This is a genomic window from Cupriavidus sp. 10L43_2, assembly GCF_056395265.1.
In genome coordinates this window covers 136312-149266 of sequence record NZ_JBFTJE010000008.1, presented here as the reverse complement: position 1 = coordinate 149266, position 12955 = coordinate 136312, and the positions used below count along the sequence as shown (strand labels likewise).

At 65.1% G+C, this 12955-nt stretch carries 16 protein-coding genes; 12 read left to right on the top strand and 4 right to left on the bottom strand.

Annotation, left to right across the window (positions count from 1 at the left end; translation table 11 throughout):
- Window positions 1-90: 90 nt before the first annotated feature.
- Entirely contained in the window at window positions 91-495 is a 405-nt protein-coding gene (locus tag AC1DEL_RS14100; protein WP_477125334.1) for a hypothetical protein, read from the top strand.
- Between the two features lie 46 nt (window positions 496-541).
- Window positions 542-922: a hypothetical protein gene (locus tag AC1DEL_RS14095; protein ID WP_477125335.1), complete on the top strand. Its 381-nt coding sequence runs from the start codon at window positions 542-544 to the stop codon at window positions 920-922.
- A 156-nt stretch (window positions 923-1078) separates the two neighbouring features.
- Here AC1DEL_RS14095 and AC1DEL_RS14090 read toward each other — a convergent pair whose 3' ends face one another.
- From AC1DEL_RS14090 to flgA, 4 genes are all read right to left on the bottom strand, one after another.
- Window positions 1079-1249 (bottom strand): hypothetical protein, encoded by a 171-nt coding sequence (locus tag AC1DEL_RS14090; protein WP_177219943.1) that lies wholly within the window; start codon window positions 1247-1249, stop codon window positions 1079-1081.
- A 172-nt stretch (window positions 1250-1421) separates the two neighbouring features.
- Window positions 1422-1883, bottom strand: a complete 462-nt coding sequence (locus AC1DEL_RS14085) for a flagella synthesis protein FlgN (RefSeq protein WP_092295848.1) — start codon at window positions 1881-1883, stop codon at window positions 1422-1424.
- A 9-nt stretch (window positions 1884-1892) separates the two neighbouring features.
- Entirely contained in the window at window positions 1893-2210 is a 318-nt protein-coding gene (flgM, locus tag AC1DEL_RS14080) for a flagellar biosynthesis anti-sigma factor FlgM (protein ID WP_149138701.1), read from the bottom strand.
- Between the two features lie 184 nt (window positions 2211-2394).
- A complete protein-coding gene (gene flgA / locus AC1DEL_RS14075) occupies window positions 2395-3132 on the bottom strand; it encodes a flagellar basal body P-ring formation chaperone FlgA (RefSeq protein WP_441592638.1) in 738 nt (245 codons plus the stop codon).
- 288 nt (window positions 3133-3420) lie between these two features.
- On the opposite strand from flgA, the gene flgB reads away from it, so the two are divergent.
- The 10 genes from flgB (at window position 3421) to flgK (ending at window position 12947) form a co-directional block, all read left to right on the top strand.
- Complete coding sequence (flgB, locus tag AC1DEL_RS14070) at window positions 3421-3828, top strand: flagellar basal body rod protein FlgB (protein ID WP_092295839.1); 408 nt, start codon at window positions 3421-3423, stop codon at window positions 3826-3828.
- 12 nt (window positions 3829-3840) lie between these two features.
- Window positions 3841-4248, top strand: coding sequence for a flagellar basal body rod protein FlgC (gene flgC, locus AC1DEL_RS14065; RefSeq protein WP_092295836.1), 408 nt, complete (start codon window positions 3841-3843; stop codon window positions 4246-4248).
- A 45-nt stretch (window positions 4249-4293) separates the two neighbouring features.
- Window positions 4294-4956, top strand: coding sequence for a flagellar hook assembly protein FlgD (gene flgD / locus AC1DEL_RS14060; protein WP_092295833.1), 663 nt, complete (start codon window positions 4294-4296; stop codon window positions 4954-4956).
- A gap of 73 nt (window positions 4957-5029) precedes the next feature.
- Window positions 5030-6253 (top strand): flagellar hook protein FlgE, encoded by a 1224-nt coding sequence (gene flgE, locus AC1DEL_RS14055; protein WP_477125336.1) that lies wholly within the window; start codon window positions 5030-5032, stop codon window positions 6251-6253.
- A 31-nt stretch (window positions 6254-6284) separates the two neighbouring features.
- Window positions 6285-7028 (top strand): flagellar basal-body rod protein FlgF, encoded by a 744-nt coding sequence (flgF, locus tag AC1DEL_RS14050; protein ID WP_092295826.1) that lies wholly within the window; start codon window positions 6285-6287, stop codon window positions 7026-7028.
- A 36-nt stretch (window positions 7029-7064) separates the two neighbouring features.
- Window positions 7065-7850 carry a flagellar basal-body rod protein FlgG gene (flgG, locus tag AC1DEL_RS14045; RefSeq protein WP_092295824.1) on the top strand — a complete coding sequence of 262 codons (786 nt, stop codon included), beginning with the start codon at window positions 7065-7067 and terminating at the stop codon, window positions 7848-7850.
- A gap of 11 nt (window positions 7851-7861) precedes the next feature.
- Entirely contained in the window at window positions 7862-8560 is a 699-nt protein-coding gene (flgH, locus tag AC1DEL_RS14040; RefSeq protein WP_244844726.1) for a flagellar basal body L-ring protein FlgH, read from the top strand.
- A gap of 7 nt (window positions 8561-8567) precedes the next feature.
- A complete protein-coding gene (locus tag AC1DEL_RS14035) occupies window positions 8568-9761 on the top strand; it encodes a flagellar basal body P-ring protein FlgI (RefSeq protein ID WP_092295818.1) in 1194 nt (397 codons plus the stop codon).
- On the top strand, window positions 9761-10774 hold the full coding sequence (gene flgJ, locus AC1DEL_RS14030; RefSeq protein ID WP_441592637.1) for a flagellar assembly peptidoglycan hydrolase FlgJ: 1014 nt from the start codon (window positions 9761-9763) through the stop codon (window positions 10772-10774). Before AC1DEL_RS14035 ends, flgJ begins: the two co-directional genes overlap by 1 nt.
- Before the next feature lie 253 nt (window positions 10775-11027).
- The gene (gene flgK, locus AC1DEL_RS14025; protein ID WP_092295809.1) at window positions 11028-12947 is read left to right on the top strand and encodes a flagellar hook-associated protein FlgK; all 1920 of its coding nucleotides are present in this window, start codon (window positions 11028-11030) and stop codon (window positions 12945-12947) included.
- The last annotated feature ends 8 nt before the right edge of the window (window positions 12948-12955 follow it).

Below are 12955 nucleotides of genomic sequence, written 5' to 3'. Positions count from 1 at the left end.
GCATCGTCTGAAAGACAGGAGATTCGTCTCCAGTGATGAATTGCCGAGGTAGCGTGATAAGCACGCGTATGACTCAAAAGATTATCGGGCGTGATAGAGGAAAGCAAAATCGTAGATGGTATCGTCATCGTTAACGACCGCGACCCCAGAGAAAGTGTGGTTTTTAATTTTCGTACCTGGGTGGCAATAATCCAGGCCATTATGGTGAAGTACGGTGACCTGGGTGACGATCAGGCAAACGCCGTCCTCCTCGCTTCCTCCTTGGTGGAAAATGCGCTGGACGGATATTTGGACGTAGGCCTACGCGCCCACGAACTTGACTATCATTGGGCGATGCTGCTGTCCCATGGCCAGCAGTATTGGCGGAGAGGTATTGATTCAGCCCCGCCTGAAGGTTTTTGGGCGTGGGAAAAGCAATACAAGAAAGAGCACAAGCTGGAAGATCGGAGCTTCGTGTTTTTTCGTAACCCGGACGGTGAAAAATTGCCGAGGTAGCGTGATAGGCACAGGATCTGTGAATCATGGGGATGATGAGCTAGCAATGGATGAAAGCAAAATTGTCGATGGTATCGTCATCGTCAACGACCGCGATCCTAGAGAGAGTGTTGTTTTCAACTTCCGTACCTGGGTGGCAATAATCCAGGCCATCATGGTGAAGTATGCGGGTAAGTCGGAGGAGGAAGCCAAGTCCCTTGTCCTGGACTCACCCTTAGTAGAGCACGCTCTAGATAGATATATGGCCATTGTCGTGCGTGCACACGAACTGGACTATCACTTTGCTATGCTACTGGCTCATGGTGAGCAGTATTGGCACAGGGGTATCGATTCGGACCCGCCGGGAGATTTTTGGAAGTGGGAGGAGCAGTACAGGCTTGATCACAACCTGGAAGCGGACGACTTTATCTTCAGTGATGAGGAGTGAAATTATCGAATCGGGCCTGGGTTGCAATGAGAACGGCTAAAACAAAATCTGTGCGTTGACGCCACGGGTTCTGGGGAGCCAACGTCTCCAATCGCAACTGACGCGACATAGGGCCGAGCGCGCCTCACGGACGCGCCAGCCTGGACGGACACATCCCTACGACGGATCCTTAGTTCGCGTCCGCGAAACCGCCGACATCACTCCAATTCCCAGTACCACCAAGCAGGCAATACCGATATAAACCGGAGCCAACCCAGCGATGCTGAGGCCCCAGGCGATGCCGCCGACAAGCAGCATGAGCCCGATGAGATAGAGCGCGAAGGACATGAGTGACACCTCCCAGACAGAAAGTGGTGGCATCCGCGCGTGTCGTGCGGATGCGCCTGTCTGTCAATGTAGGCAAGGTGCCTGCCGGCCGGGATCGGTCGATGACCTAGCCTTGCGTAGGCCGGTTCTGACTACCGCCGGATTGGGACCGGCGGTGTGATGCGTATGTAACTCAGCCGGCCGCCAGGCTCACGCCGCTTGCGGCGTTCTGCGCGCGGCCGTCGCGGCCATACATCTCGTTGGGGCCCGAGCCGCCCTGGCGCAGCACCTGGATGGCTTCCTGCGTGAATTCGAGGTGGGCGTTGACGATGGCGCCGTTCAGCGCGTTGGCGTCCTTGGCCTTGCTGGCGAAGAACACCACCTTGCGCCACGCTTCGGTCACGTCCGCATCCACCAGCCCGCCCACGAGCAGGCCCGCCGGGCCCACGCGCAGGCCCAGCGCAATCATCTGCGCCTCGCGCGCCGCGGTGGCGCGCGTGAGGCCCTGAGCCAATTCCATCTTCTGGTTGAGTAGCTCGCTCAACGCCTGGAAATCCTGGCGTTTGATGGCGTCGCGCTCCTCGGCGAGGGTGCGGCCAAATGCGGCGATGGCGTCAGCTTCGAGCTTCAGGGTCTGGATCAGGGCTTGGCTCATGTCAGGGAGTTATTGGCTTTCGCCTTGGCTCAACTCGCGCAGCGAAGCGAGCAAGCCATCGGCGATCTTGCTGGGATCGATCTTGATCCTGCCTTCCGCGATTGCCTGGCGGATTTCCTCGACCTTCGCGGTATCGATGTCGTCGTCGGTCTCATTGACCAGGCGCGAACCGATCTCACGTACTTGCGCGGTCAGCGGGCTGACGCGCACGCCGGTCAGGGCGCCGGAAGTCGCGGACGAGGCGGCACCGTTGGCGGCCGGACGGGCTGCGCTGTCGGTTGCCGCGGCATCGGCGGGCAGGGACGGAGTGGATTGGTTGATCTTCACGGTGAAATCCTTGCTGGGTTCCCTTGGCTTATCGGATGTTCCACCCGGAACTTTAGGGTTTTTGCATCCTGATCAGGGTTGGGCGGCATTCTCGCACGCGCCGCCTACGCCTGCTCTTACTTCCTGCTTCCTCGGGAATCCAGGCGACTACTTCAGGCTTCTTCCGTTAAAAAAGTGACGCTTACTACTGCAGGACAACCGTGTCGCCGCTCCGGACGACGCCGCTGACGACCTGACCGTTGCGCAGACGCACCTGCACCGAATTGCCGGTGGCGGCATCGGCCAGCACCTTGCCTTCACTGGTGAGCTGGAACGAGTCACCTTCGACGGTCACGTTGACGGTCTGGCCCGACTTCACGGCAATCGACTTCTTGAGTAGATCGGTGCGCATGGGCGAGCCGGCCGCGATGCGGTTGGCTGCCACGGCGCCGGCTACCTGTGTCGGATCCGTCACAACGGCGCGCGGCAGCGCGGCCAGGTCGCCCTGGCGCATTTCGAGGTCTGCGGCGCTGATGGTCTCGCCGGGGGCCATCGCGCGGGCCGCCACATAGTAATCAGTCAATACCGACACCCGGGCCTGGACGTAGCGCGTCCAGGGCCGGTCGCCACCGCAGCGCACGCCCACGGCCACGCGGCCCCATGGGGCGGCGCCGGACGGCAGGAACGGGTCGGGAAGGATGCAATCGGGCGCGCGGCCGCCCGAAGGCGGCACCACCTGCACGCTGACCTTGCCCGGCAGGCCGGAGGCCTGGCGCAGCAGGAACTGTTCGACGACCACGCGTACGGGGTCGTCGGCAAACGGGGCGGGAGCCGACGGCGACGCCACCGGCGTGACCTGGGCGGGCGCGGCGGCGGACGGCGGGGCCAGCGCGAAGCCGGCCAGCGCCATCAGCCCGGCGGCGGCCTGGCGAGTGAGGTTCATAGGGGTCATCCCAGCAAGGATGGGGGCGGCGGCACGGGCGGGTCCGCGCGATGTCGCCACACAACATCGGAAATACAACAACGAATCTGTGGGGCAATTGTAGGCAGCCTCGCGCGAAGGGTCGGCGCGAATTGCGCGGATTTCTCGGTCCTATTCGCACGATTGGCGTGACAGGCCGGCCCCTAAGATGGCAACCCTGAAGAAGCCCCCGACCGGGATGCGTATACGTATTCCCAGGTCTACGGCAGTTTTCTCCCCGAAGTTGAAGCCAGAGCAGGAAAGGCAGACATGATCGACAGACTCGATGCGGCGTTGCGCTTCCAGCAGGAAGCCCTGAGCCTCCGGACCCAGCGGCAATCGGTGATTGCCTCGAACATCGCCCACGCGGACACGCCGGGCTACAAGGCACGCGATTTCGATTTCGCCAGCACCCTGGCGACGTCGGTGGAGCGCGGCCGCCAGAGCGAAGGCATGACGCTTTCCACCACGCAGGTGCGCCATCTGCCGGGCCAGGCGCCGACTTCGGGCAGCGCCGACCTCGACTACCGCATTCCGCTGCAGTCGAGCATGGACGGCAACACCGTGGAAATGGACACCGAGCGCGTGGCGTTCGCCGACAACACGGTGCATTTCGAAGCCGGCCTGACGGTCATGAGCAGCAAGATCAAGACGATGCTGTCGGCGATCCAGAGCTAACCAGGACCGACCATGCCCAGCATGAACATTTTCGACGTGGCCGGCTCCGCCATGGCCGCTCAGTCGCAGCGGATGAACGTGACGGCCTCCAACCTGGCCAACGCGGACAGCGCCGTGGCGCCGAACGGCCAGCCGTATCGCGCCAAGCAGGTGATTTTCGAGATGGCGCCCACGCCAGGCCAGTCCGACGTGGGCGGCGTGCAGGTGGCCGGCGTCATGGAAGACGCCGCCCCGGCACGGATGGTGCACAACCCGTCGCACCCGCTGGCGGACGCCAACGGGTACGTGACGATGCCCAATGTGAACCCGGTGGAAGAGATGGTCAACATGATCTCGGCGTCGCGTTCGTACCAGGCCAACGTGGAGGTGCTCAACACCGCCAAGACCATGATGCTGAAGACGCTGACGATCGGTCAGTAATCCACAACTTTTCGAATCCTTCCAGGAACCGCCGGAACCGACACCATGACGACCACTTCTTCCGTCAACAGCAACTCCGCCGTCAACGACGCGCTCAAGGGCGGCAGCTCCAGCGCGGCAGATCTTCAGAACAACTTCCTGAAGATGCTGGTGACGCAAATGAACAACCAGGACCCGCTCAACCCGATGGACAACGCCCAGCTCACCTCGCAGCTGGCGCAGATCAGCACGGTGAGTGGCCTGCAGACGATGAACGAGACCCTGACCGCGCTGCTCTCGCAGACCGCGGCCAGCCGCGCGATGGACTCCGCCAACCTGATCGGCAAGACCGTGATGGTGCCGGGCAACGCGATCACCGTGGCAGACGGCGTGGCCACCAAGATCGGTGTGGACGTGCCGTCCACGGCTGACTCGGTGACCGTGCAGGTGCTCGACAAGAACGGCAACGTGGTCCGCAACATCGACATGAAGGGCCAGACCGCCGGCGTGCACGACATCGCCTGGGACGGCAAGAACGACCAGGGCAACGCCGTGGCCAATGGCGAGTACACCTTCAAGGTGTCCGGCACGGCCGAGGGCAAGGATGTCAGCGCCATCGCGCTGGTCTACGGCAAGGTCCAGTCCATCAGCGGTGACAGCACCGGCGTGCTGGTCGAACTTGGCGACGGCAAGACCGCCAACGTCGACGACGTGCGCCGCATTTCCTGATCCACTTTTACGTATCACCCGGTCCGGCATACGCGCGGGCAATTCACGAACGACAGCCTTATTAGGGGAAATCATGGGTTTTGGTCAAGGGGTAAGCGGCCTGAACGCCGCCGCGTCCAACCTGGACGTGATTGGCAACAACATCGCAAACGCCAACACGGTTGGCTTCAAGCAATCCACCGCGCAGTTCGCGGACGTGTACGCGGGTTCGAAGATCGGCCTGGGCACGCGCGTGAACGCCGTGGTGCAGTCGTTCACGAACGGCAACATCGCCTCGTCGGGCCGTAACCTGGACGTGGCCATCAGCAACGGCAACGGCTTCTTCCGCCTGACCAACACCGATGGCTCGGTGTTCTACTCGCGTAACGGCCAGATGCAACGCCTGGACGACGGCCGCCTGGTCAACGCCACGGGCCTGCAGGTCACGGGCTACCCGGCTGGCACCACCGCCGGTGGCGTGGCCCCGCAGCCGATCACCATCAGCAACGCCCAGATGCCCCCGCGCGCCACGCAGACCGTGACGGCGCAGTTCCAGCTCGACTCGCGCAGCACCGTGCCGACCACGGCCTTCGCCAGCGCCCCGGGCGCGCTGCCGACCTCGGACATGTTCAACTACAGCACGGCGATCAGCGTTTATGACTCGCTGGGCAACAAGCAGCAGGTCACCGCGTACTTCGCCAAGTCGGCTGCCGCGCCGACCGTGCCGGGCGGCACCAACTGGAACATGTACCTGACCGATTCCGCGGGTAACACGCTGGCCGGCATGCCGGTCTCGATGGCCTTCGACAGCAACGGCGTGATGCAATCGACGACGCCGGCGAACCCGACGCTCGCACTGCCGGCCGCCAACGGCGCCGCCGCGCTGACCGCCAACCTGAACCTGACCGGTTCCACGCAGTTCGGCTCGGACAACGATCCGAAGAAGATCGTGCAGGACGGCTACGCCTCGGGCGCGCTGCTGGGCTTCTCGGTGCAGGAAGACGGCACGATCCTCGGTTCCTACTCGAACGAGAAGACGCTGTCGCTGGGCCAGATCGCCATGGCGACGTTCGGCAACGTGGAAGGCCTGAAGCCGGAAGGCGACAACGTGTGGTCCTCCACCGGCGCATCGGGCCAGGAACTGCTCGGCACGGCCGGTGGCGCCATGGGCACGCTGAAGTCGAACGCCGTGGAAGAGTCCAACGTGGACCTGTCCGGCCAGCTGGTCAACCTGATCGTCGCGCAGCGTAACTATCAGGCCAACGCGCAGACCATCAAGGCGCAGGACACCGTCCTGCAGACCCTGGTGAACATCTGATCCACGCTGATCTCTCCGCCGGAACGCCGACATGGACCGCATGATTTACACCGCCCTCTCGGGCGCCAAGCAGATACTCGACCAACAGGCCGCGGTATCGAACAACCTGGCCAATGCCTCCACGCCGGCGTTCCGCGCGCAGATCAACCTGTATCGCGCTGTACCGGTGGTGGGGCAGGAGACGCAGACCCGCGCCTTCACGCTGGCCTCCACGCCGGGCGCCGACATGAAGGCCGGCCCGCTGACGTACACGGGCCGCGACCTCGACGTCGCCCTGCAAGGCAACGGCTGGCTGGCGGTGCAGATGCCCGACGGCTCCGAGGCGTACACCCGCGCCGGTGCGCTGCAAATTTCGGCCGACGGCCAGCTCCAGACCTCGGTCGGCCGGCCGGTGCTGGGCGATGGCGGCCCGATGGCGGTGCCGCCGGGCGCCACGGTATCCATCGGTACCGATGGCACCGTGGTGGCGCGTGGCCCGGGCGAGGCCGCCAATGGCCTGGCCCAGGTCGGCAAGCTGCGCGTGGTATCGCCGCCGCCTGAAGGGCTGGCACGCGGTGACGACGGCTACTTCCGCCTGCGTCCCGGCGTGAACGCGCTGGAGCAGGACCCCACCGTGCGCGTGATCTCCGGCGCGCTGGAGGGCAGCAACGTGAATCCGGTGGAGGCGATGGTCGACATGATCGCCAACGCGCGCCGCTTCGAAATGCAGATGAAGATGATTACCGGCGCCGATAGCAACGACCAGCGGGCCAACGCGCTGCTGTCCAACAACTGAAGCGCGTTGCGCTGACACAGAACTCGAAGGAAAACCATGATCCGCTCACTCTGGATTGCAAAGACCGGCCTCGATGCGCAGCAGACGCAGATGGACGTGATCTCGAACAACCTGGCCAACGTGTCCACCACGGGCTTCAAGCGCAGCCGCGCCGTGTTCGAGGAACTGATGTACCAGACCATCCGCCAGCCGGGCGCGCTGTCGTCGGACCAGACCGTGCTGCCCTCGGGCATGCAGCTGGGTACCGGCGTGCGCCCCGTGGCCACGGAACGTATCCACACGCAGGGCAACCCGACGCAGACCGGCAACGCGCGCGACGTGGCCATCATCGGCCAGGGCTTCTTCCAGGTGACGATGCCGGACGGCACCACCACCTACACGCGTGACGGTTCGTTCCAGGTCGATCCGAACGGCCAGCTGGTGACCTCGAGCGGCTTCGTGCTGAACCCGGCCATCACGCTGCCGGCCAACTACACCTCGGTGAACGTAGCCCGCGACGGTACCGTCACGGTGATGCAGCCGGGCCAGACCAACGCCGCCACCGTCGGCCAGATCCAGCTCGCCACGTTCCCGAACCCGGCCGGCCTGGAAAGCCTGGGCGAGAACCTCTACGCGCAGACCGATGCCTCGGGCGCACCGAACACCACCGTGCCGGGCCTGAACGGCGCGGGCACGCTGCAGAACAACTACGTTGAAGCGTCGAACGTGAACGTGGTCGAGGAACTGGTCAGCATGATCCAGACCCAGCGCGCGTACGAAATCAACAGCAAGGCAGTGCAGACGTCCGACCAGATGTTGCAACGCCTGACCCAGATGGGATGATGGGAGTGACCATGGCCGCCAAGCTGCATCGCCTCGGTGTGTTTGCCCTGTACGCCTTTGCCGGCCTGGCCGTGCTGGCGAGCGGCGGCTGCGCACTGATGCCGAAGGAGCCCCTCGTACAGACGCCCACCACGGCACGCGCCGAGCCGCGCGCCGTGGGCGCGCCCACGGGTTCCATCTTCGCCTCGTCCTACGCGGGCAATCCGCTGTTCGAGGACCGGCGGCCACGTAACGTTGGCGACATCCTGACCATCGTGATCAGCGAGAACGTCAACGCCAGCAAGAACTCCGGGACCAATGCCAGCCGCACGGGCAGCACGACGTTGTCGTTCGACGCCGTGCCGCGTGCGCTGGCCGGGCTGTTCAGCGCCAGGTCGAATGCCGATGTCAACGGCAGCAATGCCCTGAAGGCCAGCGGCGGCGCCACCGCCGCCAACACCTTCAACGGCACCATCACCGTCACGGTGCTGGAAGTGCTGGCCAACGGCAACCTGGTGGTGTCCGGAGAAAAGCAGATGGCCATCAACCAGGGGGCGGAGTTCATCCGCTTCTCCGGCGTGGTCAATCCGCGCACGATCACCGGCGACAACGCAGTGCCGTCCACCCAGGTGGCGGATGCACGGATCGAGTACACCGCCAAGGGATACATCGACGAAGTGCAGAACATGGGCTGGCTGCAGCGCTTCTTCCTCAATGTCTTACCGTTCTGATCCCGCCATGTTTCTGCCTCCGATGCCTTTCCACAAGCCAGGCTCGCTATTGGGCACCCCGCCCGGCCTTCCTACCCGCTGGGGTCGCGCGGTCTCTCTTCCGCGCCTGTTGCTCGCGCTCGCGCTGGTCTTCGGACTGGTGGGCGCCGGCACGGCGCATGCGGAACGCCTGAAGAACCTCGTCACGTTCCAGGGCGTGCGGGACAATCCGCTGATCGGCTACGGCCTGGTCGTGGGGCTGGATAACACCGGCGACCAGACCATGCAGACGCCGTTCACCACGCAGAGCATTACGAACATGCTCTCGCAGCTCGGCGTGACATTGCCCGCCGGCAAGAACATGCAGCTGAAGAACGTGGCCGCCGTGATGGTGACCGCCACGCTGGCGCCGTACGCGCAGCCCGGCAGCCAGCTCGACGTGGTGGTCTCGTCGATGGGTAACGCCAAGAGCCTGCGCGGCGGCACGCTGCTGATGACGCCGCTCAAGGGCGCCGACGGCCAGGTGTACGCCATCGCGCAGGGCAACATGCTGGTGGGCGGCGCGGGCGCGTCGGCCAACGGCAGCAAGGTCCAGATCAACCAACTGGCCGTGGGGCGTATCGCCAACGGCGCCGTGGTGGAACGTGCCGTCGCGGCCTTCCAGCCCGAAGGCGGCTACATGAACCTGGAACTCAAGGATACGGATTTCGGCACCGCCGAGCGCGTGGTCGACGCCATCAACCGCAACCTCGGCCCCGGCACCGCCGCCGCCATGGATGGCCGCGTGGTGCAGGTGCGCGCCCCGCAGGCGCCGACGGCACGCGTGGGCTTCCTCGCACGGATCGAGAACCTCGACGTCACCCCGGCCAAGGCCGCCGCCAAGGTCATCCTGAACGCCCGCACGGGTTCCATCGTGATGAACCAGGCGGTGACGGTGGAAGACTGCGCCGTGGCGCACGGCAACCTGTCGGTGGTGATCAACACCCAACCGGTGATCAGCCAGCCGGCGCCGTTCAGCAACGGCCAGACCGTGGTGGCGCCGGTGTCGCAGATCGACCTCAAGCAGGGTGGCGGCTCGCTCCAGATCGTCAAGGCGGGCGCCTCGCTCGCCGCGGTGGTCAAGGGCCTGAACGCGCTCGGCGCCACGCCGGCCGACCTGCAGACCATCCTCGAGGCCATGCGTGCCGCCGGGGCGCTGCGCGCGGAACTGGAGATCATCTGATGTCGGGCGCCACGCTTTCCTCGCAGACGGACGTCTCGCAGCGCTTCGCGCTCGATACGCAGGGCTTCGAGGCGCTCAAGAACCAGGCTCGCGCCGGCAACAACCAGAACACCCTGCAGGCGGCCGCCAAGCAGTTCGAGGCCGTCTTCACGCAGATGGTGCTCAAGAGCATGCGCGACGCCACGCCGCAGGACGGCATGTTCGACAACGAGCAGACCAAGCTCTACATGTCGATGATGGACCAGCAGCTCTCGCAGCAGCTGTCCTCGCGCGGCATTGGCCTGGCCGATGTGATGATCCGCCAGCTGGCGCGTGCCACGGGCACGCAGCTGCCGGACACCATGGCCGCGCCCGGGGTGGGCGGGCGCCCGCAGGATGGCCAGATGGCGGCCCTGCTGGACAGCCGGGGCGCCACCGACGCCGACGGCCCGCCGCCGATCGGCACGGTGCTGCCCGGCAATGCGTGGAACCCCACCGCCGGCGTGCGCCAGTATCAGGGCCAGGCGGACTGGCAGCAGAACGGCCAGTCGCAACTGGGCCAGCTCCCGGACGACTCCCCCGAACACATCAGCAACTTCGTCAACCGGCTGGCCGCGCCGGCCATGGCCGCCTCGCGCGCCTCGGGCGTGCCGGCCAAGCTGATCGTCGGTCAGGCCGCGCTCGAATCGGGCTGGGGCCGCCGCGAGATCACCAACCCGGATGGCTCCACCACCTTCAACGTGTTCGGCATCAAGGCCGGCGCGAACTGGAAGGGGCCGACCGCCGAGGTGCTGACCACCGAATATGTCGATGGCCAGCCGCAGAAGGTGCGGGCCCGCTTCCGTGCCTACGGCTCCTACGACGAAGCGTGCGCTGACTACGCGCGACTGCTGACCACCAACTCGCGCTACGCGGGCGTGGTGGCCGCCAACAGCGCGGAAGAAGCCGCGCATGGCCTGCAGCGCGCCGGCTATGCCACCGATCCGGCCTACGGCGAGAAGCTGGTCCGGATCATGAAGAAGGTTTCGACCTGACGGATGGGCGGCATGGCAACGCATACGCCGCCCAATCTCCCGTCCCACGCTTCGCGCGGCCCGCTTTCGGTCGCGCTTTTGGCGCTTCCAGACTACGTCTTCACGCAAGTGATCGCTCACAACATGCGCGCCGGCCAACACGTGGAAATGGCCGATGAGACGCTAAAGTCCCGCGTGGTTCGCGCCGTTAACTTGCTCATCCACCGCCGCCGGCCGCACGCCGAAGGCTACCAACAGATCCGGGGTCAGACACATGTCTCTCTTTAATATCGGTCTTTCGGGCCTGAACGTGGCGCAGAACGCGCTGACGACGACCGGCCACAACTTCAGCAACGCAGCTACCGCGGGCTATACGCGCCAGAACACGATCATCGCGTCGGCGGGCGGCCAGTACACCAGCTCGGGCTTCTACGGCCAGGGCTCCAACACCATTACCGTGCAGCGCGTGTACGACAGCTTCCTGACCGGGCAGCTGCGTGGCGCCACGTCGGCCAGCGCCCAGCTGGCGACGTACGCGGACCAGCTCTCGCAGATCGACAACCTGCTGGCCGACCAGAAGGGTGGCCTCTCGCCGCTGATGCAGAAGTTCTTCGCCGCCGTGCAGGCCGTGTCGGACACGCCGGCAGACACCGCCGCGCGCCAGAGCCTGCTCTCGGCCTCCCAGGCGCTGGCCGGCCAGATCAAGTCCTCCAGCGACTACTTCAAGCAGCTCCAGGACGGCCTGAACACGCAGATCAAGTCGACGGTGACGCAGGTCAACGACTACACCAAGCAGATCGCGAACCTGAACAAGGAAATCACGCGCATGACCGCCGCCGGCGGTGGCCAGCCGCCGAACGATCTGCTCGACCAGCGCGACCAGGCCGTGGCGATGCTGACCGAACTGGTCGGCGCCAAGGTGGTGGTGCAGGACGGTGGCACGTACAACGTGTTCGTCGGCAACGGCCAGCCGCTGGTCATGGGCAGCGATTCGTACGACATGGTGGCGCAGCCCTCGGCCACCGACCCCGGCCGCACAACGGTGGGCTACACGCTGCTGAGCGGCAACATCATCGAAGCCCCCGAGGGCTCGGTGACGGGCGGCTCGCTCGGCGGCATCCTGAAGTTCCGCTCGGACTCCCTGGAGCCGGCGCAGAACGCCATCGGCCGTCTCTCGCTGGCCATCGGCCAGACGTTCAACGACCAGCACAAGCTGGGCATCGACCTGAACGGCGCCATCGGCACGGACATGTTCTCGCTGGGCTCGCCGGTGGTCTACGCCAACAAGAACAACACCTCGGCGGCGATCGCCTCGGCCACCATCACGAACGCCGGCAACCTGACGACCAGCGACTACGCGCTGAAGTTCGATGGCACCAACTACACGCTGACGCGCCTCTCGGACAACAAAGTGGTGGCCTCGCAGGCGGGCGCCCCGACCGCCGCCACGCCGATGGTCGTCGATGGTGTCTCGATCAGCCTCAGCGCGCCGATGAACGCCAACGACTCGTTCCAGATCCAGCCGACGCGCAACGCCGCCGCCAGCTTCGGGACGCTGATCACCGACCCTGCCAAGGTAGCCGCGGCTTCCCCGGCGCGCGCGGACGTCAACAAGAACAACACCGGCACGGGCACCGCCAAGCTCACCAATGTGGCGCAGGGCTTTGCACTGCTGGCGAATGCGCCGATCACGGCCACCTACAACAGCGGCACGGGCACCTACACGTTCACCAACGCGCTGGGCGCGGCAGTCGTGCCGACCAGCACCGCGCCCAACGGCACGGGCACCGACGTGACCTTCAACGGCATGACGTTCACGTTCAACGGCGCGCCGAATAACGGCGACACCTTCACGCTGGCCAACAACACCGGCGCCGTGGCCGACAACGGCAACGCGCTGGCGCTGGCCAAGCTGCAGACGGCCAAGACGATCAACGGCACGTCGAGCTTCAACGACGCCTACGCGCAGCTGGTCAACGACGTGGGCAGCGCGACGAAGTCGGCGACCATCGCCTCGACCTCGCAGGACAGCATCACCAACCAGATCTATGTGGCCCAGCAGTCGGTCTCGGGCGTGAACATGGACGAGGAAACCGTGAACATGCTCAAGTTCCAGCAGCTGTACCAGGCGAACGCACGCGTGATCCAGACGGCCAGCACGCTGTTCGACACCCTCATCGGCATCGGCGCGTAATCGCGGCG